Below are 20,866 nucleotides of genomic sequence, written 5' to 3' on the forward strand. Positions count from 1 at the left end.
GGAGGAATTAACAATGAAAATTAAAGTATTGAATCCGTTTCAAGATGGGAACCCATTATGGTTAGGCTTAGATCGTCCAGAGGAGCAAATGATTCGAAAGGTATTTCAAACCATTACACCAGATACTGTTGGATCAGAGCATATGATGGCGGGTCTCACCATTTTTGAACCGGGGGAAGCAAGTTCAGTGCACAATCACCCGGGTTCAGAGGAATTTGATTATGTGATTAAAGGATCTGGCGAAGTCATTTGTGATGGAGAAAGACAGTCCTTTAAACAAAATGATTTCATGTTCATTCCAGACGGTGTTCCGCACCAGCATGTCAATACAGGAGATGAACCTTTATGGCTCATTTGGCTCTACACACCGCAAGGGCAGCTTCCGAAGGATTAAAAACCTGCACCGGTAAGCCCTCCTTTTGGATCATCAGGGCTTTCCGGGTCAATCAGAAAGATGAAAAGGGCTAAAATTAGGAATGATTTTAGCCCTTCATCACTTGAATGAAAGGGAGTCAAGCAATGAATATGAATACACCGCTCGAAGGAATAAAAATATTAGACGTCTCTACGATGATTGCTGCACCCTATGGCGCGGTGCTTCTAGGGGATTTTGGTGCAGAGGTCATCAAGGTCGAGATTCCTGGCAAAGGCGATACGCTGCGGCACGTCGGCCCTTTTGCAGATGGGGAACCACTTAGATGGTCAGGTCTCTCACGGAATAAGAAATCCCTTACACTGGATCTGCACAAAGACGAAGCAAAGGACATTTTTAAAAAACTTGCTGGTCAGGTCGATGTGCTGATTGAAAATTTCCGCCCTGGAACACTGGAAAAATGGGGCGTTGGGTACGATGTGTTAAAAGAAATCAACCCTCGTTTAATTATGATTCGTGTATCGGGTTATGGTCAAACGGGCCCGTTTAAGGACAAAGCCGGATTTGGAACACCAGCGACGGCGTTTAGCGGCTTTACATATATTCAAGGGTTTCCAGACCGGCATCCAGTCAGCCCTTCCTTTTCTCTCACTGATTATATTGCTGGCATCTATGTGGCGTTTGCTACTGTGACAGCGATGTATTACAGGGATACACATCCAGAAGGAACTGGGCAAATGGTGGATTTGGCCCTCTATGAATCTGTGTTTCGTATGTTAGAGTTTTTGGTTGCAGAATATGACAAGCTTGGGAAGGTGCGTGAGCGTTCACCGGGGCTGAGCGGACATTCAAGCCCTGCCGGTACCTATGAGACAAAGGATGGTCATTATTTGGTTCTTGTGACGAGTACAGATTCGACCTTCAATCGATTGGCAGAGGCGATGAATCGATTAGATTTACTAGAGAATGAAAAATTTGCGGTCAATGCATCCAGGCTGAAGCATAACAAAGAAATGGATGCGATCGTTTCGCAATGGATCGCGTCGAAAACAAGGGATGACGTATTAGAAATTTTAGATACACATGGCGTACCTGTGAGCCCAATCTTAAGTATTCGAGATATTTTTGAGCATCCACAATTTAAAGCACGAGAGAATATCGTCGAGGTGCATCACCCTCGTCTTGGAAAAGTGAAGGTGCCTGGGATCATTCCGAAGTTTGAAAAAACACCTGGAAGTATCCGTCACATTGCACCTGATTTAGGCGAACATAATTATGAGATTTTAACAAATATGCTTGGCTTAACAGAAGAAGAGTGTAAGCAGTTAGAAGAAAAAGGGGTAATTTAATACGCTCAACCGAACCGCACGCTGCGGAAACAAAGGAGGATGGTTATGAAAGTGCATTCAGAACTGAAGGGGAATGAATTGCAGCCCGCATATGTGAAACCAACGAAAGCCCGTTTTGGCATATTGATTCTGTTGTTTTTTATTACCGCTATTAATTATATTGATCGAGCCAGTGTATCCATTGTTGCTCCTGCGATTCAATCTTCATTGCAATTAAATCCTGCCTTATTAGGCTTGATTTTTTCGGCATTTAGCTGGACATATACAGCGATGCAAATACCAGGCGGTTTTATTCTCGATAAATTTGGCTCAAAGGTAACGTATGGGATATCACTCGTTACTTGGTCTATTTTCACAGGCTTACAGGCGTTTGCGAACAGCTTTGCCTTTTTATTCGGCTGCCGTTTGTTTATTGGGATTACAGAATCTCCCGCTTTTCCTGCAAATAACCGTATTGTTACCACATGGTTTCCAAGGAGGGAACGGGCTTTTGCAACAGGTGTTTATACTGCTGGAGAGTATGTGGGTCTTGCCTTTGCGACACCTCTTCTATTTTGGATCATGACGACTTTCGATTGGAGAACCGTCTTTATTACGGCAGGTGCGCTCGGTATCATATTTGCTTTCTTTTGGTACAAGTATTATCACGAACCGAAAGAGCATCCGAAGATAAATGAAGATGAGTTAGAATTAATCCGGCAAGGCGATGGGCTGACAGTCGCATCACAGGAGAAGCTGAAATGGGCGGACTTTGCCGCCCTTCTAAAATATCGTAAATTGATCGGGCTTTATATTGGGCAATTCTCTGTTGCGTCTACCCTTTTTTTCTTTTTAACGTGGTTTCCGACCTATTTGGCAGAGGCGAAAAATATGGCGTTTCTCAAGGTAGGTTTTGCTGCTTCTCTTCCTTACATTGCTGCATTCTTTGGGGTCTTGTTTGGAGGTTATGTGTCTGATTGGCTGCTCAAAAAGGGCGTATCAGTGAATGTAGCGAGAAAGCTGCCAGTAGTGGTTGGCTTGCTGATGACGAGTACCATTGTTTTAGCAAACTTTACAACAAATATCCCGCTTGTGCTGACCATTTTATCCATCGCTTCATTTGCGCAAGGACTGTCTAATATCTCTTGGACGATGCTGTCTGAGGTGGCACCGCGGGAAATGGTTGGGCTGGCTGGCGGCGTATTTAACTTTTTTGCTAATTTAGCTGGGATCATCACTCCGCTGATTATCGGATTCATCGTGTCGGCGACAGGCTCTTACAATGGAGGAATTTTATTCGTCAGTTTAGTCGCTTTAGGCGGGGCATTGTCGTACATCTTTATCGTAGGTAAAATTGAACGTATTCAAATTAAAACCATAGTGAGAAAGCAAAAGAGAACTCAAGGGTGAGTTCTCTTTTTTATGTATAAAAGATAACGGTGATGATCGCTGCACATGCGATGCCCATGCTGATATAAAGGCTGGCAAACCATATATTCCAGCGAGTGATACGGTAAGGGTTGACCTTCATCAAATCAGCCAATAAGGAGACAGAAACATTAAAAGGGCTAAACATAACAGTTGATGTGCCAGCAACGATCAGCATGATTGCGATCGGAAGAGCAGGCAGTTCATGGATGACTGGTGCCATCATGCTGACTAACAAAGCAAGCGAGACAAGCGGGTGAAAACCGCAAAGGGCGGTGATCAGAAAATACAACCCAATGACACAATAAACCCAAATGGCATGGTCTGATATACTGACAATAAATGCTTGAATCGGCTGCATACTGTTTGTCGCAAGGAGCATATCGACAAAGAAGCCTGCACTTAAAAATAGACACATATAGTTGGAGAGCTGACGGGTTCTTTCTTTCCAATGAGGCACAGAGACAGCGATATATTGTTTTCTTTTTTTGATAATAGAAGAGAATAATAGAGCAAATGGAATAATCGTCAGTACTACAGCGAATAAATAGCCTTTCCCAATCCATGCATCGACAAGTGAGACGACTGTCATAAAACCTAGCAGCATGAAAGCGAGCTGAAGGGTTTTTCGCTTAATTCGATGAGGATTGGTGTTTGTTTCTGAAGACTGAATGATGTTTGGTAATCGTTTGCTTTGACGAGAAAAAAGCATCCAATCTATCGCCAGCACGACGACCATTAAACCAAAAGTAATAGGTGCAATTTGATAATATTTTAGTTTGGTTGCATCAATGGTGACGCTTACCAGCACTTCAACAGGACTCCAGCTTAAACATAATGCATATGACCTCAAGAGGTTGCGTGTATAAAGATGTTGTTTCACTTGTTCTTTTAGAGATTCGAGCGACGGTTTGAGCGATGTATATAGTAAAGGAATCGTCGCGATATTTAAAAACATGCCGAGAATATGAGTGACAAATGAACTCTTGCGATAAAGCTGGTTTGAGCTCGTTGTATGCAGTGTGAGCAGTTTATTTAATTGTGTATCGAAATGTCCAACATGTATGAGAGAATGAATAAAAGGCAGCATGAAAAAGAGAGAAAGCAAGCCCAGCATGGAATGAAAGTGAAGAAAAAACGTGTGCAATGGCTGGCCGGATAAGAAGAATAAGAACAACCCAATGATGAGAAATACAGCACCTGTTTTCAAATAAAGCCCGCTTGCTTTCTTAAAAGAAATGGTGAGCGAAGCAGCGGCCAGCAGACCAACAAAATAGGAGAGTATGTGAGCAGGAAATAGTTGATGAACAATATATAGACTGATAAGAAGTGTAAAAACGAGCAGGTACATTCAAATATCTCCTCCATCAAATATCTTCAAGTGATTTTATTCCGACTGGTGGAATTTGTTTTCTTTTAGTGGAACGTTTAAAATGGATTATAGCAAAATCGATCGTTGATGTCGATAAGAAATCAAAGGGGAAAAGGAGAAAATGAACATGGCTGATAAAAAGTCAAAAGAAGAATCAGGACTGCGTACAGTTCAGCGTGCTTTGGATATTCTGTATTGTTTTAGTGAAGAACGTCAAGAGCTGACGCTAACGGATATTTCAAAAGAGATGAATTTAGCAATGTCTACGACAACGAGACTGCTCAAGGCGCTTGAAATGAATCATTTTGTGGAGAAGAATCAAGAAACAATGAAATACCGATTGGGTCAAAGGCTTTATCTCCTCGGATACATTGCAGGAAAGTCCATTAAATTGAGAGAACTGGCTAAACCACTCATGTACTTACTTCGTGATGAAACAAAGGAAACCGTCAACCTGTATGTGCTGGATTCAACAAGCAGGGTTTGTATCGAACAAGCGGAAGGGCTGCAATCGATTCGCCATCTTGTCAAGATTGGTGAGAAGCTGCCATTGTACGCAGGTGCAGGCGGAAAGGTATTATTGGCATTTCAAAGTGAAGAATTTCAACAAAAAGTATTAGCGTCTGAGGCTGATCATGTGAAGAGAGATGACTGGCAAGAGGAACGTAAACATATTCTTGACACGTATACTTCTTGCAGTATCGATGAACGGGAGGTAGGATCTGCGGCAGTAGCGGCACCAGTCTTTAACATTCATGGGGAAGTGAAGGCTTGTTTATCCATATCTGGTCCAACCCATCGGTTTACTGAAGAAGTCATTCCTAAGCTGCAGCAAAAAGTGAAAGAACAGGCACAGAGGCTTTCTGAACAGCTCGGCTACGACAATTTTTAAGATTGCCTATCTTTTCGCGCTCCATTTATCATATAATAGAAATATTATGTAGCATTCCTTGTCGTAGGGAGGACGTGTCACGACCATGAAAATCAATAGAGAAATTCCTGTAAGACAGCGGAATATTGTCCTCATTGGCTTTATGGGTGTTGGGAAAACAACCATTGGGCAGCTGGTTGCCAAAAAGCTATATAGAGATTTTATTGATGTCGATCAGGAGATTGAGAAAAAGTACAACATGACGATTCCAGAGATGTTTCAGCAAAAAGGAGAAGCATTCTTCAGGCAGGCTGAAAAGGATTATATCGTCGATTTATGTGAACATACACAGCTCAAGATCGTCTCCCTTGGAGGCGGTGCATTCAAACAGGAAGAAATCAAACGCGCCTGCTTGAAGCATTGTACCGTTCTTTTCCTTGATCTATCGTGGGAGAATTGGAAGCAGCGGCTTGATATTTTAATTGAAAACCGCCCTGTTCTTCACAACCGGACGCTTGATGAGATGAAAGAGCTGTTTGAGGAGCGCCGGGAGATTTATTCTCTTCATAATTCAAGAGTGGAAACAGATCATTTAGAGGCTGAGGAAGTCGCCAATTATATTGTGGACACACTCAAGCTTGGCTGGGATTTATATTCGAAATAAAAAAAGTCTACCGTTTAGGGTAGACTTTTTTCTATTGAATTCTTTTCCTTCGTACATAGGATGATGCTTTGACAACCAAAATGTATTTATCCTTTTTTTGGTGTGCGGCCGTTTGGAAAAAGCGGTGATCCTCCTTTGATCAGTTCATGAGGATGAGGTTTTTGATCTAGATCATTTTCTTTTTCGGAAAAGTAAAATAGTATATAAATTTTAATAAGAGTTTTTTGAATTATTATAATATTTAAAAAATAATGTTGACATCTTCCGTGAGAACGTTCTATGATTGTTTACGTAAACGCTTACCGTAAACGTTTACTATAATCGAATGGGGAGGAATTTGTTGATGAAGAATAAAGAAAAATGGAGCGGTGTATTCCCGGCTGTCTTAATTCCTTTTAAAGATGACTATTCAATTGATGAACCTGCATTTCGTAAGTTTGTTCGCTGGGTGGCGGAGCACGAAGGGATTAACGGGATCGTTGTCAATGGACATACGGGCGAGATTATGACCCTGCTGCCACATGAACGAGCTGAGGCTGTGCGTATTGCAGCCGACGAATTAAAAGGGGAAGTACCTGTCATTTCAGGGGTTTCAGCTGAAGGGACAATTGAAGCAATCCAGCATGCAAAAGCAGTTCAAGAAGCTGGCGGAGAAGGTATCCTTCTCATGCCGCCGCATTCATGGCTGAGATTCGGTATGCAGCCTGAATCACCTGTCCAATTCTTTAAAGATGTTGCAGAAGCGATTGACATTTCAATCATCGTTCATCAATATCCAACGTGGACAAAAACCTCATATACAACGAATCAATTACTAGAAATGTCGGAAATTGAAAATGTTGTCTCATTCAAAATTGGTCAAAGAGACATGGCACAATATGAAGTCGATGTGCGCGCACTGAAAAAGCATGCACCAGATGTATCGCTGCTCACATGTCACGATGAATATTTATTGCCAACATTAGTTCAAGGGATTGATGGAGCGCTTGTCGGTTTCGGCTGTTTTGTACCAGATTTAATCGCTGAACTTGTGAAATGTGTGGAAGAACAAGACCTTGCAGCAGCTAATAAAGTGTACGATAGAATCTTTGAATTAAAGCATGCTGTATATAAAATGGATGAACCTTCATCTACCTCTCATCTGCGAATGAAGGAAGCGATGTTCCAGAGAGGCTTGATCAGCAGTTCGCTTGCTAGAAAGCCGGTATTACCTTTAACTCAAAAGGAAAAAGAAGAGATTCGCCAGGGCCTTCAAAGTGTTGGTTTGCTTAAGGAAAACGTCAGTAGATAACAGACCATTGATTTCATGATGAAGGTGAGTCAGGTTATAATAAGGTATAAAACAACAGACTCCCGGAGGTATGAAATGTGTCAGTAAGTATTAAAGATGTAGCATTGAAAGCAGGAGTGTCTATAGCCTCTGTTTCCCGAGTATTAAGTGGTAAACCAGGAGTAGGTGCTCAAACGGCTGAAAGAATCAAACAAGTGATTGATGAGTTAGGCTACCGCCCTAATTTAGGAGCGAGAGGGCTCGTGAAAAGAAAGACTGGGAATATTGCTGTAGTGGTTCCCCGCGGTTCATATATTTTGAATAATCCATTTTTTTCAACGATTTTAGATGGAATAGCGAAGGAATTAGATGAGACCGAATTCAATATGCTGATGTCATTTACATCTGTTCAGCAGCAGCGGTTACTTGAGACGCAGGCTGTAGATGGTGCCATTTTATTTTCTCCAAGAAATGAAGAATTGAGCATGGATTGGCTAAAAAGTTTGGCTATTCCCATTATCGTTGTCGGAAGTTACTTAGAGGATTCACCATTTCCATGTGTCAGGCCAGATGATGAAGAAGGTGTTTGTCAATCTGTAACGGCCTTATTTGATAAAGGTCATCGAACCATTGGGCTGGTCAATGGTCCAATGAGTTCGATGCATAGCGTGAGGTACTACAAGGGGTATGAGCGCACACTGAAACGTTTAGGATTAACAATGAACAAAGAGCTTGTGTTTGAGTTAGATGAATTTGATGGGGGAAAAGTAGTAGAAGTGGTTTCTCAATTTCTCCAAGGAAACCAGCACATGACTGGAGTTGTTTGCTCTTCAGATTTTTTGGCGATAGGGGTCATGAAAGCGGCAGAAAACGCAAATGTGTCAATACCTCATGATTTGTCTGTCGTTGGTGCCGATGATGTGCCCATTGCAAGTTTTCTAACCCCTTCTTTATCTTCTGTTCATGTTGATTTAGTTGGAATGGGAAGAAAAGCTGTTTCTTTACTAACACAGTTGTTGGAAGGAGAACAGTTAGAGGCGATGGAGCATATTTTCCCTATGTATTATATAGATCGGGGCACCACGGGAACGCCAAAAAAGATGTGATAGATGCTGAAAACTCGTATGAACGCTGCAGAATTTCAGCTTGATTTAAAATGTAAGCGATTTCTTCAGCGCTCTTCGGCATGTACTTTTGCATCATTTCCTCTAATAAGGAGGAGATACCATGACGTTAGAACTCAGCGGAAATTCAAATTCTCGTGATGAGCAAGTTGTTGATAGAGCTTCACAACTATTGACCAGGATGGAAAGTGTGCCTTTTTCGAGGTGGCATTTAAAACCTCGGATCATTATGGGATCTGCTACCTTTTTTGATGCTTTTGATGCACTATCTTTAGCGTTTGTTCTCCCGGTTCTCATCGGCATGTGGAATTTATCACCTGCACAGATTGGTCTTCTTATTGGGTCTGGTTATATAGGACAAGCGATTGGTGCTATTTTCTTTGGATGGTTAGCAGAAAGGCGCGGCCGTGTATTTAGTGCAAAGTGGACGGTGTTCCTCATGTCTATTATGAGTATCGCATGTGTATTTTCAGGTAATTTTATGGCCCTTTTTATTTTCCGTTTTATACAAGGGATTGGAGTCGGAGGAGAGGTGCCGGTAGCAGCCTCATATATTAATGAGTTGTCCCGAGCCCAAGGAAGAGGTCGTTTTTTTATGCTTTATGAGATGATTTTTCCATTAGGATTAATGATTTCAGCACAAATTGGCGCATTCGTCGTACCTAGCTTTGGGTGGAAATGGATGTTCTTGATTGGAGGCATTGGAGGTTTAATCGTCTTTGTATTCTTTTTCATGCTGCGTGAATCGCCAAGGTGGCTTATTTCGAAAGGCAGGTTAGATGAAGCCGAAAGAATTATTGAAGAAATTGAAGCTAGTACTGACAAACGAATGCCTGTCGCAAATCAAGTATCCAGCAGTACTGAAAAAGGCGACTGGAAAGAGCTATTTTCAACTTTTTACCGTAAAAGAACATTGGTCGTATGGGGACTATGGTTTTCTGCCTACTTTGTATCGAATGGTTTAAATAACTGGTTACCGAGTCTTTATAATACGGTTTACCATTTGCCAGTCGGAGATTCATTAAGGGCAGCATCTCTCACAAATATTTTACAGACCATAGGGGTATTCGCTTGTGCGTTTTTAATTGATAAAGTAGGTCGAAAGCGCTGGGCAACCATTGCATTTGTATTAACAGGTGTTTTATTAACGGCTTTATGGATCAGCGGAGCGACTTCACCAGAAAGCGTCATCTATTTAGGGTCTGCTGCTTACGGAATGATGGGGACAATTACAGTACTTCTTTATCTATATACACCTGAAATTTATCCGACACGTATGAGGGTGATTGGAACGGCATTTGCTACAGCGTGGCTTAGGCTGGCCTCAGCGATCGCTCCTATTATGATAGGTTTTATTTTAGAGGTAAGCGGTGTTTCAACTATTTTTATTCTTTTTGCAAGTGTGACGGTAGTGGGAGCAATTCTTGCTTTTAAAATGATAGAAACGCGCGAGAAAGTATTAGAGGATATTGCGCCGTAAGTTACGCGTGCAGTGAAGAACTTATTCCAAAGAGGGTAGGTTCTTTTTTTATTCAGAGGATCTAAAATGCCTCACCTATCTTCGTTCATTTATCATATAATACAAACATGATCTAGCACTCCTTGTCGTAAGGAGAGACGTGTCACGAACATGAAAAGCAATACCTGTGAGACAGTGAAGATTAAAAAAGTCTACCGACAATGGTAGACTTTTTCTATAAGGTCAATTCTTGATTCCCTGAATCATTGCAGCTTTTAAACAGAAGGAAATGGGCTGATGCTGTGCATCGAATTGAAGCTGAAACAGCTGCTTTGTGTCAGGGTCTGCGGCTTGAAGGTGGGAAACGATCTCCTTTTGAATATTCTCTGGCGTGCGTCCACGTATAATCCAGTCCTTATAATCAATATGCAGGTCCCAGTAACGAATCTCTTTCTGAGTCAATTGGTTGTCATCGAAAAGCTCTTTCCATTCTGATAACGAGCTTTCCCGCACATGAGAAGGGTCTCTCAGTCTATTTAAGTGATTAATAAATGAATCCTGTGCAGGGTTTTCAGGTGCATAATGATCGACGAGCAGAAATTGGCCGCCTTTTTTTAAGACTCGGCTGATTTCAGACATGGCTGCCTGAAGGTTTGGAAAGTGGTGAGCAGCAAATCGGCACGTCACTAAATCAAATGATTCATCAGAGAAGGGCAATGCTTCTGCGGCTGCCTGCTCAAAAGTAATGTGGTTCAGGCGGCGTTCTTCCGCAAGTGCTGCTGCAATCTCGATCATTTTTTGCGTGACATCAATGCCGACCCCTTTAGAGATAACGTCTGAAAAGGAAAAAACGGTATGTCCTGCCGCGCAGCCAATATCAAGTAAATGCTCATGTCCCTTCGCATTTGCAGTTGTTTTCATCCATTCCAGCTCTTCTCCGGCCGCAAATATAGGTGAATCTCGATAGTTCTCGGCATTTTGTGAAAATTGGTTCTCGGCTTTAGCATATGGATTCATTTCTTTTCCCCCTTTGTGGTCTCTTTATCGTAGAATTCCTTCTGTTATTTGTCTAAGACATAAAAGATATGACATGGATAGTTAAAACCTATGAGGTGATGAAAGTGGATATACGAATGATGGAATATGTCATGGAAGTGTACCGGCAGCAAAGTTTTACAAAAGCAGCGGATCAACTTCATATTGCACAGCCTTCTTTAAGCCAGCAAATGAAGAAGCTGGAAGAGGAATTAGACACACCGCTATTTATTCGAAAGTATGGACAAGTAACGCCCACACCTCAAGGGAGACGATTCATTAAAAGGGCTGAGAATATTTTGAAGGAAAGAGATGATTTGCTGCGTGAAATAGGAGAGGCAGCTTATGAAATCGGGAAAGAGCTGAACATTGGAGCGCCAGCAGTGACTGGGGGCTATGTCTTGCCCGGTTTATTAAAAACTTTTTGTCAAACGTATCCTCATGTTCACGTTCAACTGATAGAAGAGTCTCCTCGTGAGCTCGAAAAACGTCTATTGGCTGGAAAACTGGATTTGGCTATTTTATCTATGCCTGTCGAGCATGAATCATTGAAAACGAAACAAATGCTGACAGAGCCGCTCCTTCTTGCAGTTCCGCAAGCTGCTCAGCCATGGTTATCAGAGGAATTGAACGAGATTATCAAGCAAGCAGGGCAAAAAGAGTCCGGTCACGAAATCGTTCCCTTTCAGCTTCTTGAAGGTACCCCATTTATTATGCTGAAAGAGGGATACGGTTTTCGGCAAGTGGTCATGGAGCTGTGCCGTCATCACGGTTTCCAGCCAAAAGCGGCTTTTGAAACAAGTCATATTCAAACAGCACAGGCATTGGTCAAAAACGAACTAGGTGTGACCGTTGTGCCGAAAATGGTGGCGCAAGAGGATAGGAACGGGGTCATTTATTTACACATTGATTCATGCCCAACCCGCACACTTGTGTTTGCATATGTGGAAGAAAGGTATTTAACGAAAGCCGCTCAAGCCTTCATGGACCTTTATCAGAATGAAGGGAAGGCTTAAACAAACGTTTAATTAAACGCAAAAAGCAGGGGAGCACCCTGCTTTAAGATTGGTGACAAAGGGCTAAAATGATCTTGATTTTAGCCCTTTATCTTCTTTTCAGCGTGATAGAAAACCTTTGAAGTCTAGGAAGGGCGAGCACCGGAGCGGAGCGAATTTGACATTCGTGAGCACCGGAGCGCAGACCTGACACCGAATGCGAGGGTTTGTCTACACGCTGAAAGCAGGGGAGCACCCTGCTTTTTAATATAAGTCGAGACGCTGATCCGTCATAACCGGAATTTGCTGTCTGACTTCATCCACTAGCTGAAGATCAATTTCCGCATAATAAATATCTTCGTCATCGTTTGTTTCAAGCAGGATGCGGCCGAGTGGATCAATCACCATAGAGTGTCCAGGGAATGCCGTGTCTCTGCTTGTGCCTGTTCTGTTAACAGCAATCATAAATGACTGGTTTTCAATCGCTCTTGCGATGAGCAGGCTGCGCCAATGGTCCACTCTTGCTGACGGCCATTGCGCCGTATTGACGAGCACCTTCGCTCCTTTGTTCACAAGTGTTCTGGAAAGCTGCGGGAAACGGAGGTCATAGCAAATCATTGCACCAATCGTCACATCTTCCCCATAGTCAAATAAACCAAGCTGATCACCAGCGGTTAAATAGTTATGCTCATCCATTAAGCGGAATAAATGAATTTTATCATAATCTAACAAAAGCTCCCCTTGGCGGTTAAAGACATACATCGTGTTGGTGATATTTTCATCTTCTGTCCGCTTATTTAATACACTGCCTGCGATGAGATACACTTGATGCTTCCGTGCAAAGGAGGAAAAGAGCTGTTTTGTGCGTTCACCGTTTACATCCGCAAGCTGCTCGGCTTGCTCAAGGGCGTAGCCGGTATTCCACATTTCGGGTAAAATGATCAAATCAGGCTGCTCGCGGACCGCTTCTTCTAAAAACGCTGCTGCTTTTTTAAAATTCACTTCTGGTTCTCCAATTTGTACGTTCATTTGGACAAGGGCGATTTTCATACGAGTTCCTCCTTTATTTGCTATATGTCATGTGAAAATCAAGAATGTATGTAATGGTTTATTTTAGTCTTCAAGGCCAGTTTCTTTATCATAAAGGTTTCCATCATCTTTGCCAATAGAAATGTCAGAAGGTTTTGTTAAATGGCTTTCTTACTCAAGAAATCGGTGTTATGATACATATAATGAATAAAACAAAGGGGGATACTCGGATATGCAATTGTTCGATTTGCCACTTGAAGAGCTAAAAAAATATAAACCAAAGAAAACAGCACGTCCTGATTTCTCAGATTTTTGGAAGAAATCACTCGAAGAACTGCGCCAAGTGGAGGCAAAGCCAATACTTGAACCTTATGACTATCCAGTGAAAGGCGTCAAGGTGTACCGCCTGACGTATCAAAGCTTTGGACATTCTAAAATTGAAGGCTTTTATGCTGTACCTGATCAAACTGGCCCGCATCCAGCGCTCGTTCGTTTTCATGGCTATAATGCCAGCTATGACGGCGGCATTCACGACATCGTCAACTGGGCGCTCCACGGCTATGCCACATTTGGTATGCTCGTCCGCGGTCAAGGCGGCAGTGAAGATCAGACAGTGACACCAGGCGGTCACGCTTTGGGGTGGATGACAAAAGGCATTTTATCAAAAGAGACCTACTATTATCGCGGTGTTTATTTAGATGCGGTTCGTGCACTCGAAGTCATTCAGTCCTTCCCTGAAGTGGATAAACACCGGATCGGCGTAATTGGCGGGAGCCAGGGAGGCGCATTAGCGGTAGCAGCTGCAGCCCTTTCAGATATTCCGAAGGTCGTCGCGGCAGATTACCCTTATTTATCAAACTTTGAGCGTGCAGTGGATGCGGCATTGGAGCAGCCTTATTTAGAAATCAATTCGTACTTTCGGAGAAATAGTGACCCGGAAGCGGAAGAAAAGGCATTTGAGACATTAAGCTATTTTGACTTAATCAATTTAGCTGGATGGGTCAAACAGCCAACATTGATGGCGATCGGTCTGATTGACAAAATTACCCCGCCATCTACTGTGTTTGCGGCATACAACCATTTAGAAACAGATAAAGACCTTAAGGTATACCGCTATTTTGGACACGAGTTTATCCCGGCTTTTCAAACAGAGAAGCTCTCCTTCTTACAAAAGCACTTGCTCAAATAAAAGAACAAAGAGGCCGCTCTATGAGGGCCTCTTTTTTAATAACTCGTATTTTGTCTCGTTTTTTCATCAGGTACTAACGCGGTGATAATAAGGGCAAGAGCTGTGATGATATGAAGGATGAATCCAAGTATCGGAATCCAGGCGAGGCAGGATGTGATAATCCCAATGATGCTGCCAATCATTGGTCCTTGGTCTCGCTTCGATAAGACGAGTGTGATAATATGCAGAATAAGCATGACCATGAGCGGTGAATAGCCATTGCTAATAATAAATAGTCCTCCGATGACAGGGATGGCAAGACAGGCTTCAAAAATTCCGGTGATCCATTTCATGATGCGAGATATAGACATGAGATCCAACTCCTTTTTCATATATGTCTTATTCGTATTTTACCAAAACGTGAAGAAGTCATGCAGATTTCTATAGAAAGAGTTGATGGATGATGAGAGAGAGAATCAAGGAAGAGCTGAAAATCATCGAAGAAACGTATGACGTGAAAATTTGCCTCGCGGTCGAATCAGGCAGCAGAGCATGGGGATTCCCCTCGACTGATAGTGATTACGATGTTCGTTTTTTATATGTTCCTCGAAAAGAATGGTATTGGGCAATGGAAGAACATCGTGATGTCATTGAACGGCCGATTGATGATGTGCTTGATATCAGCGGCTGGGAGCTTAGAAAGGCACTTCGCTTATTCAATAAATCGAATCCGTCCATCATGGAATGGCTGTCGTCTGACATCATCTATGCTGAATCCTTCTCTTTGGCAAAGCAGCTAAGAGAATTAAAGGATCGAGCGTTTTATCCTGCCGCATTGATGTATCATTACCTCAATATGGCGGAGCGGAATGAAAGCCGGCATTTACGAGGAGAGCAGGTGCGAATCAAGAAGTATTTCTATGTGCTTCGTCCGCTGCTTGCCTGTCAGTGGATTGAACGATACAGGACGGTTCCGCCGATGGACTTTCATAAACTGCTCGAGGAACTAGTGGAGGAAGGTCCGCTTTTAGCGGAAATCCATGAGCTGCTCAAACGTAAAATGGACGGCGAAGAAATGGATGTAGAGAACCGCCTCGCTTATGTCCATCCATTTATCGACAAAGAGCTCGCGCGATTTGATGAATTGGTGAAAAGCTACAATCAGCCGAAAGACAGCCTGTTGCAAGAATTAAATGAGCTGCTGCAGTCTACCCTTGATGAGGTGTGGGCGTAAGCAGGGAAGAGTCAGCCGGATCGCGGCAGGCTCTTTTTTATCTCTTATTGTGATAAAACCACAAAAAAAGTCAGAATTTTTGTCATCTTCAAATATTGTAGCGGACAGCTTATGAGCTTTACAATAAAGACATAGCTTACAAAGAGTGGGAGGTGCCCTTTATGGAGTCGGTCACAAGAAATTTCTTCTTGTTTTTGTCAAAGAGCAGTCTCTTGAACCATATTGCTCGTAATTGGGGAAGTGCTGTTGCATCTAAGAAAATCATCGGAGGGAAGGACTTTGAGAGTGCCATCCCTGTCATCAAACGATTAAATGACCAAGGAATGGCTGTGACAGTTGATCACCTTGGTGAGTTTGTCACAAAGGCAGAGATTGCCAATGAACGGACGACTGAGTGTATTCAAACCATTCAGCGGATTGCAGAGGCGGGACTCAATTCCCACGTGTCACTCAAAATGACATCACTTGGCCTGGATATTGACGATGACCTTGTGTATCGCAATATGAAACGTATTTTAGATACGGCAGAGAAGCACCGTATCATGGTGACAATCGATATGGAGGATGAACAGCGCTGTCAAAAAACGCTGGACATTTTTAAAGAGATGAAATCTCAATATGAGTATGTCAGTACGGTCTTGCAGGCGTATTTGTACAGAACAGAAAAGGATCTTGATGACCTAAATAAGCTGCAGCCATTTTTAAGACTTGTAAAGGGTGCCTATAAGGAATCTGCCGAAGTGGCGTATCCAAACAAAAAAGACGTCGATCAGAATTATCAAAAGCTGATCGAAAAGCAATTGCTCTCAGGAAACTATACAGCCATTGCGACACATGACGATCGAATGATTGAGTTCACGAAAAATATTGTGAAAAAACACAATATACAGACAAGTCAGTTCGAATTTCAAATGCTGTACGGCATGAGAACAGAAACGCAGCAGGCACTTGTGAAAGAAGGCTATCAAATGAGGGTCTATACTCCGTATGGACGAGAGTGGTATGGCTACTACATGAGACGTCTTGCAGAACGGCCGGCAAACATTGCCTTTGCTCTAAAAGGGATGACGAGAAAATAATTTGAAACGGGAGCGTGACAAAAATGACAACACCTTACAAACATGAACCATTCACGGATTTTAGCCAGGAAGAAAACCGCAAAGCGTTTGAACAAGCATTAGCTAAAGTAACAGAATCACTTGGTCAAACCTATCCGCTCGTGATTAATGGAGAAAGAATCGAAACGAAAGACAAGATTGTTTCGATCAATCCAGCGAAAAAGGATGAAGTGGTTGGAACCGTATCAAAGGCCGGGAAGGAAGAGGCAGAACAAGCGGTTCAAGCAGCAGCGAAAGCATTCGAAACATGGCGCTACACATCTCCAGAAGAAAGAGCTGGCGTATTATTCAGAGCTGCGGCAAGCATTCGCCGTAAAAAGCATGAGTATTCAGCCCTTCTTGTCAAAGAAGCAGGTAAGCCTTGGAATGAAGCGGATGCAGATACAGCAGAAGCGATTGACTTCCTAGAATATTATGCCCGTCAAATGCTGGAGCTGGCGAAAGGCAAACCAGTGAACAGCCGCGAAGGCGAACGCAATCAATATGTATACACACCAACTGGCGTGACGCTCGTGATTCCGCCGTGGAACTTCTTGTTTGCGATCATGGCAGGAACAACAGTAGCCCCAATCGTCACTGGGAATACAGTTGTTTTAAAACCAGCGAGTGCGACGCCTGTCATTGCAGCCCGTTTTGTGGAGGAGCTTGAGCAAGCCGGTCTTCCAAAGGGTGTTGTCAACTTTGTACCAGGAAGCGGAGCAGAGGTCGGGGATTACTTAGTAGATCATCCGAAAACAAGCCTGATTACATTCACTGGATCAAGAGAAGTAGGGACACGTATCTTTGAACGCGCGGCAAAAGTGCAGCCAGGCCAGCAGCATTTAAAACGTGTCATTGCTGAAATGGGCGGTAAGGATACAGTGGTTGTTGATGAGGATGCAGATGTTGAATTAGCGGCTAATGCCATTTTCACATCAGCCTTCGGGTTTTCAGGTCAGAAATGTTCAGCTGGTTCTCGGGCTGTCGTTCACGAGAAGCTGTATGACCAAGTGGTTGAGAGAGTGAAGGAAATCACAGAAACGAAAACAACAGCCAATCCACTTTCTGCGGATGTTTATATGGGGCCTGTCATTGATCAAGCGTCCTTTGACAAGATCACGGATTATATCGAGGTTGGCAAACAGGAAGGCCGCTTAGTCACTGGCGGAACGAGTGATGATTCGGAAGGATACTTTATCCACCCGACCATTTTTGCAGATCTTGAGCCAACTTCCCGTTTAATGCAAGAAGAAATCTTTGGACCAGTCTTGGCTTTCTCGAAAGTCTCTAGCTTTGATGAGGCACTTGAGGTAGCCAACAACACAGAATACGGTTTAACAGGTGCTGTCATTACGAATAATCGTGATCACATCAACCGTGCGAAGCAGGAGTTCCATGTAGGGAACCTTTACTTTAACCGTAACTGCACAGGTGCCATCGTTGGTTACCACCCATTCGGCGGATTCAAAATGTCAGGAACGGATTCAAAAGCAGGCGGTCCAGATTACCTAGCTCTGCACATGCAGGCAAAAACGATTAGTGAAATGTTTTAATATGGAAAAAGCATGAACCTGCACTGACGGGTTCATGCTTTTTTTGCCTGCCTGCGACTTGTTTCTATACAAATCTGACTGGAAAGAAGTATGATAAATGTATCACTTAATCAGGGAGCAATCGGGATGGAAGAGATATTAGAAAAGCTTCATACATTTTTTGATGTCGATAAATTAATTGCATTTATTAGCGGATATTTAAAAAAACCAGTCATTTTAGAAAGCACAGAGTGTCAGCTCCTTGCTTATAATTCTTACAGCATTCAGCAGTTTGACCCAGTCAATCAGCAAACGATTTTCTCCAAGGAATGTCCGGGGTCTGTGGTCGATTGGTTAAAGAAAACAGGGGTAATTGAGCGGCTTCACAAGGAGTCAAAGCCTTTTTATGTGAGCGGCCATGACGAGCTCGGATTTAATCGGCGGGTGGCTGTGAGCGCCAATCATAAACAAGAGGTAGTAGGCTTTATTTGGGTGCAGGACATTGAGGACTCCCTCTCTCAGGAGGAGCTGCAATTTTTACACGAAGCTTCCTTTCAGGTTGGAAAAGTGATTTATAAGAATAAGAAACAGCTTGAGAAAAAGGAAGGCAAGATTGAAGAGTTTTTCAAAAAGGTCATGGATGATCATTTTTATACAGAAGAAGAGCTGAAATGGGAGGCTGAGAACTTAAGCATTCCACTGCCAGCCGTATTTACTGTCATGGTCGTGCACGCTGCCGATAACAAAAGTGAGACGGCAGAAGATGTGAAGGATGTCATTCGAACGTATTTGCAGCTAGAGGATAAGGTGAATCACGTCTATTCGGTTCAAGCAGATATTGTCGTTATATTAGGCAGCCTGTCAGACCGGCACTCACCGAAAGCGACTGCGGCTGATGTCATCGCATATCTGCAATCAAAAACGCATGCACATCCTTCCCCTTTGTATATCGGGATGGGAAGAGAGTATCGTGATGTCATGAAAATGAGTACAAGCCGATTTGAAGCGATAGAGGTCGTCAAGGCAGTAAAAATTGTCGGAGGACAAGAACTGATTCCATATGATTATGAGAATTTAGGGGTCTTCCGGTTTTTAGATTCCATTTACAGCCATCAAAAAAAGAAAAACGACTTCAATCCAGATTTGTTACGCTTGAAGGAAAAAGACCGCGAGAGTCAAACTTCATTTTTAAAAACGCTGGAAGTCTACTTATTGAATAACTGCAAACTAAAGCCAGCGGCGGAGCAGTTGTTTATTCATCAAAATACATTAAACTATCGAATGAAACAAATTTTTGACATGACTTCGATCGACTTAAGTCATTTTAGCCAGAGATGTGAGTTATTTATTGAATTGATGCTGATGAAAAAAGATCAATAATGATGATGGAATCCGCAGGTCCACGGGATCACCTGCGGATTTTCATGTGACATGCGAAAATGGCATACAACTGATGCATTTCGTTGTATGATAGATAAAGATTTTATGAGAAAAGTGAAAGGGGGGCCACCTTTGGGATCAGTCACCTTAGCCATTTTGATTTTCATCATGACCCTCGTCCTTGTCATTTGGCAGCCAGGACGTGTCACCATAGGATGGTCAGCGTGTGGAGGCGCCATTCTTGCACTTGCCTTTGGCGTCGTTCATCTGGGCGATGTGTGGGAAGTCACGCAAATTGTATGGAACGCCACATTTGCCTTTATTGGCATTATTATCATATCGTTAATTTTAGATGAGATCGGCTTTTTTGAATGGGCTGCACTGCATATGGCAAAAGCTGCAAGAGGCAATGGTGTCCGCATGTTTATTTATTTAACATTGCTAGGCGCTGTTGTGGCTGCTTTTTTTGCCAACGATGGAGCGGCACTGATTTTGACCCCAATCGTTTTATCTGTGGTGAGAGCGTTGAAGCTGGATGAACGCATGGTGCTTCCTTTTGTGATGGCAAGCGGCTTTATTGCAGATACAACTTCTTTGCCATTTGTCATTAGTAACCTGGTCAATATCGTATCAGCCGACTATTTTCATATTGGTTTTCTAGAATATACAGCGAATATGTTCGTGCCAAACCTTGTGTCGCTTGGAGCGAGCATGCTGGTTCTGTATGTGTTTTACCGAAAGCTTATTCCAAAAACCTACGATCTGTCTCAGGCAAAGGAACCGGCATCAGCTATTCGAGATATCCGTATGTTCCGTTTGTCTTGGTATGTGCTCGGCTGTCTGCTTGTGGGTTATTTTGCAGGGGAGCTGATCGGTATTCCAGTGTCCATCATCGTAGGCGGAATTGCCCTTGCTTTCTTGTGGCTGGCGAGAAGAAGTCCGCAAGTGGCGACAAAGCGGGTGATCAAAGAAGCGCCGTGGTCCATTGTGTTTTTCTCGATCGGTATGTATGTCGTCGTATATGGACTGAAAAATGTCGGTCTTACAGAAATATTGGCGGCATGGATCCAGCAAGGGGCTTCACATGGCTTGCTTGCAGGAACGATGTTTATGGGCGTGCTTGCCGCAGTGCTGTCCTCTGTGATGAACAATCTGCCGACCGTTTTAATTGATGCGATTGCCATTGGACATACAGATACAGCAGGTGTCATGAGAGACGGACTGATTTATGCCAATGTCATCGGCTCCAACCTTGGACCGAAAATGACCCCAATCGGCTCATTGGCGACATTGCTGTGGCTTCATGTCTTAAAGAAAAAAGGCGTCCATATCTCTTGGGGAGCGTACATGAAAGCCGGAATCATCCTGACCATCCCAACCTTGATTCTCACTTTACTCGGGTTATATGTATGGTTATGGCTCATTCATTAATTATCGTGTAGACAAACCCTCGCATTCGGTGTCAGGTCTGCGCTCCGGTGCTCGCCCTTCCTAGGGCTGCAAAGGG

At 43.1% G+C, this 20,866-nt stretch carries 19 protein-coding genes; 15 read left to right on the forward strand and 4 right to left on the reverse strand.

Features of this window, described 5'->3' with window-relative positions; all coding sequences use genetic code 11:
- Positions 1-13 precede the first annotated feature (13 nt).
- The 3 genes from NSQ34_RS01770 (at position 14) to NSQ34_RS01780 (ending at position 3,111) form a co-directional block, all read left to right on the forward strand.
- A complete protein-coding gene (locus tag NSQ34_RS01770; RefSeq protein ID WP_041116575.1) occupies positions 14-394 on the forward strand; it encodes a cupin domain-containing protein in 381 nt (126 codons plus the stop codon).
- 125 nt (positions 395-519) lie between these two features.
- Positions 520-1,722 carry a CoA transferase gene (locus tag NSQ34_RS01775; protein WP_080701232.1) on the forward strand — a complete coding sequence of 401 codons (1,203 nt, stop codon included), beginning with the start codon at positions 520-522 and terminating at the stop codon, positions 1,720-1,722.
- A 45-nt stretch (positions 1,723-1,767) separates the two neighbouring features.
- Positions 1,768-3,111, forward strand: coding sequence for an MFS transporter (locus NSQ34_RS01780; RefSeq protein WP_081123955.1), 1,344 nt, complete (start codon positions 1,768-1,770; stop codon positions 3,109-3,111).
- 10 nt (positions 3,112-3,121) lie between these two features.
- Here the strand turns inward: NSQ34_RS01780 and NSQ34_RS01785 are convergent, their stop codons facing one another.
- The gene (locus tag NSQ34_RS01785) at positions 3,122-4,480 is read right to left on the reverse strand and encodes a hypothetical protein (protein WP_176967349.1); all 1,359 of its coding nucleotides are present in this window, start codon (positions 4,478-4,480) and stop codon (positions 3,122-3,124) included.
- A 148-nt stretch (positions 4,481-4,628) separates the two neighbouring features.
- On the opposite strand from NSQ34_RS01785, the gene NSQ34_RS01790 reads away from it, so the two are divergent.
- The 5 genes from NSQ34_RS01790 to NSQ34_RS01810 all read left to right on the forward strand — a co-directional run bounded on the left by NSQ34_RS01790 (position 4,629) and on the right by NSQ34_RS01810 (position 9,910).
- On the forward strand, positions 4,629-5,393 hold the full coding sequence (locus tag NSQ34_RS01790; protein WP_176967348.1) for an IclR family transcriptional regulator: 765 nt from the start codon (positions 4,629-4,631) through the stop codon (positions 5,391-5,393).
- Positions 5,394-5,478: 85 nt separating this feature from the next.
- Positions 5,479-6,036, forward strand: coding sequence for a shikimate kinase (locus NSQ34_RS01795; RefSeq protein ID WP_003214270.1), 558 nt, complete (start codon positions 5,479-5,481; stop codon positions 6,034-6,036).
- A 343-nt stretch (positions 6,037-6,379) separates the two neighbouring features.
- Complete coding sequence (locus tag NSQ34_RS01800) at positions 6,380-7,327, forward strand: dihydrodipicolinate synthase family protein (protein ID WP_176967347.1); 948 nt, start codon at positions 6,380-6,382, stop codon at positions 7,325-7,327.
- A 77-nt stretch (positions 7,328-7,404) separates the two neighbouring features.
- Positions 7,405-8,412: a LacI family DNA-binding transcriptional regulator gene (locus tag NSQ34_RS01805; RefSeq protein WP_041116583.1), complete on the forward strand. Its 1,008-nt coding sequence runs from the start codon at positions 7,405-7,407 to the stop codon at positions 8,410-8,412.
- A gap of 121 nt (positions 8,413-8,533) precedes the next feature.
- On the forward strand, positions 8,534-9,910 hold the full coding sequence (locus tag NSQ34_RS01810; RefSeq protein WP_041116585.1) for an MFS transporter: 1,377 nt from the start codon (positions 8,534-8,536) through the stop codon (positions 9,908-9,910).
- Between the two features lie 222 nt (positions 9,911-10,132).
- Here the strand turns inward: NSQ34_RS01810 and NSQ34_RS01815 are convergent, their stop codons facing one another.
- Positions 10,133-10,906, reverse strand: coding sequence for a class I SAM-dependent methyltransferase (locus NSQ34_RS01815; RefSeq protein WP_176967346.1), 774 nt, complete (start codon positions 10,904-10,906; stop codon positions 10,133-10,135).
- Positions 10,907-11,022: 116 nt separating this feature from the next.
- Between NSQ34_RS01815 and NSQ34_RS01820 the strand changes: the two genes are divergently transcribed.
- Positions 11,023-11,940: a LysR substrate-binding domain-containing protein gene (locus NSQ34_RS01820; protein ID WP_176967345.1), complete on the forward strand. Its 918-nt coding sequence runs from the start codon at positions 11,023-11,025 to the stop codon at positions 11,938-11,940.
- Positions 11,941-12,183: 243 nt separating this feature from the next.
- Here the strand turns inward: NSQ34_RS01820 and NSQ34_RS01825 are convergent, their stop codons facing one another.
- Entirely contained in the window at positions 12,184-12,969 is a 786-nt protein-coding gene (locus tag NSQ34_RS01825; RefSeq protein WP_176967344.1) for a carbon-nitrogen family hydrolase, read from the reverse strand.
- Positions 12,970-13,180: 211 nt separating this feature from the next.
- On the opposite strand from NSQ34_RS01825, the gene NSQ34_RS01830 reads away from it, so the two are divergent.
- Positions 13,181-14,137 carry an acetylxylan esterase gene (locus NSQ34_RS01830; RefSeq protein ID WP_176967343.1) on the forward strand — a complete coding sequence of 319 codons (957 nt, stop codon included), beginning with the start codon at positions 13,181-13,183 and terminating at the stop codon, positions 14,135-14,137.
- Positions 14,138-14,172: 35 nt separating this feature from the next.
- On the opposite strand, the gene NSQ34_RS01835 is transcribed toward NSQ34_RS01830, so the two are convergent.
- Positions 14,173-14,487, reverse strand: coding sequence for a hypothetical protein (locus tag NSQ34_RS01835; RefSeq protein ID WP_024424319.1), 315 nt, complete (start codon positions 14,485-14,487; stop codon positions 14,173-14,175).
- Positions 14,488-14,579: 92 nt separating this feature from the next.
- Here NSQ34_RS01835 and NSQ34_RS01840 point away from each other — a divergent pair, with 92 nt between their 5' ends.
- The 5 genes from NSQ34_RS01840 (at position 14,580) to NSQ34_RS01860 (ending at position 20,790) form a co-directional block, all read left to right on the forward strand.
- Positions 14,580-15,350 (forward strand): nucleotidyltransferase domain-containing protein, encoded by a 771-nt coding sequence (locus NSQ34_RS01840; protein ID WP_176967342.1) that lies wholly within the window; start codon positions 14,580-14,582, stop codon positions 15,348-15,350.
- A 161-nt stretch (positions 15,351-15,511) separates the two neighbouring features.
- Positions 15,512-16,429: a proline dehydrogenase gene (locus NSQ34_RS01845; protein WP_176967341.1), complete on the forward strand. Its 918-nt coding sequence runs from the start codon at positions 15,512-15,514 to the stop codon at positions 16,427-16,429.
- A 23-nt stretch (positions 16,430-16,452) separates the two neighbouring features.
- On the forward strand, positions 16,453-18,000 hold the full coding sequence (gene pruA / locus NSQ34_RS01850) for an L-glutamate gamma-semialdehyde dehydrogenase (RefSeq protein WP_024424316.1): 1,548 nt from the start codon (positions 16,453-16,455) through the stop codon (positions 17,998-18,000).
- A 126-nt stretch (positions 18,001-18,126) separates the two neighbouring features.
- Positions 18,127-19,359 (forward strand): helix-turn-helix domain-containing protein, encoded by a 1,233-nt coding sequence (locus NSQ34_RS01855; RefSeq protein ID WP_176967340.1) that lies wholly within the window; start codon positions 18,127-18,129, stop codon positions 19,357-19,359.
- A gap of 132 nt (positions 19,360-19,491) precedes the next feature.
- The gene (locus tag NSQ34_RS01860) at positions 19,492-20,790 is read left to right on the forward strand and encodes an arsenic transporter (protein WP_034283290.1); all 1,299 of its coding nucleotides are present in this window, start codon (positions 19,492-19,494) and stop codon (positions 20,788-20,790) included.
- The last annotated feature ends 76 nt before the right edge of the window (positions 20,791-20,866 follow it).

The sequence above is a fragment of the Bacillus sp. FSL P2-0069 genome (genome assembly GCF_038593315.1).
Taxonomy (GTDB): domain Bacteria; phylum Bacillota; class Bacilli; order Bacillales; family Bacillaceae; genus Bacillus; species Bacillus safensis.

What these genes read in the sequence shown, in the direction of transcription:
- NSQ34_RS01770 (WP_041116575.1), top strand. Translation starts at nt 14, where the DNA reads ATGAAAATTAAAGTATTGAATCCGTTTCAAGATGGGAACCCATTATGG.
- NSQ34_RS01775 (WP_080701232.1), top strand. Translation starts at nt 520, where the DNA reads ATGAATATGAATACACCGCTCGAAGGAATAAAAATATTAGACGTCTCT.
- NSQ34_RS01780 (WP_081123955.1), top strand. Translation starts at nt 1,768, where the DNA reads ATGAAAGTGCATTCAGAACTGAAGGGGAATGAATTGCAGCCCGCATAT.
- NSQ34_RS01785 (WP_176967349.1), bottom strand. Translation starts at nt 4,480, where the DNA reads ATGTACCTGCTCGTTTTTACACTTCTTATCAGTCTATATATTGTTCAT.
- NSQ34_RS01790 (WP_176967348.1), top strand. Translation starts at nt 4,629, where the DNA reads ATGGCTGATAAAAAGTCAAAAGAAGAATCAGGACTGCGTACAGTTCAG.
- NSQ34_RS01795 (WP_003214270.1), top strand. Translation starts at nt 5,479, where the DNA reads ATGAAAATCAATAGAGAAATTCCTGTAAGACAGCGGAATATTGTCCTC.
- NSQ34_RS01800 (WP_176967347.1), top strand. Translation starts at nt 6,380, where the DNA reads ATGAAGAATAAAGAAAAATGGAGCGGTGTATTCCCGGCTGTCTTAATT.
- NSQ34_RS01810 (WP_041116585.1), top strand. Translation starts at nt 8,534, where the DNA reads ATGACGTTAGAACTCAGCGGAAATTCAAATTCTCGTGATGAGCAAGTT.
- NSQ34_RS01815 (WP_176967346.1), bottom strand. Translation starts at nt 10,906, where the DNA reads ATGAATCCATATGCTAAAGCCGAGAACCAATTTTCACAAAATGCCGAG.
- NSQ34_RS01820 (WP_176967345.1), top strand. Translation starts at nt 11,023, where the DNA reads ATGATGGAATATGTCATGGAAGTGTACCGGCAGCAAAGTTTTACAAAA.
- NSQ34_RS01825 (WP_176967344.1), bottom strand. Translation starts at nt 12,969, where the DNA reads ATGAAAATCGCCCTTGTCCAAATGAACGTACAAATTGGAGAACCAGAA.
- NSQ34_RS01830 (WP_176967343.1), top strand. Translation starts at nt 13,181, where the DNA reads ATGCAATTGTTCGATTTGCCACTTGAAGAGCTAAAAAAATATAAACCA.
- NSQ34_RS01835 (WP_024424319.1), bottom strand. Translation starts at nt 14,487, where the DNA reads ATGTCTATATCTCGCATCATGAAATGGATCACCGGAATTTTTGAAGCC.
- NSQ34_RS01840 (WP_176967342.1), top strand. Translation starts at nt 14,580, where the DNA reads ATGAGAGAGAGAATCAAGGAAGAGCTGAAAATCATCGAAGAAACGTAT.
- NSQ34_RS01845 (WP_176967341.1), top strand. Translation starts at nt 15,512, where the DNA reads ATGGAGTCGGTCACAAGAAATTTCTTCTTGTTTTTGTCAAAGAGCAGT.
- pruA (WP_024424316.1), top strand. Translation starts at nt 16,453, where the DNA reads ATGACAACACCTTACAAACATGAACCATTCACGGATTTTAGCCAGGAA.
- NSQ34_RS01855 (WP_176967340.1), top strand. Translation starts at nt 18,127, where the DNA reads ATGGAAGAGATATTAGAAAAGCTTCATACATTTTTTGATGTCGATAAA.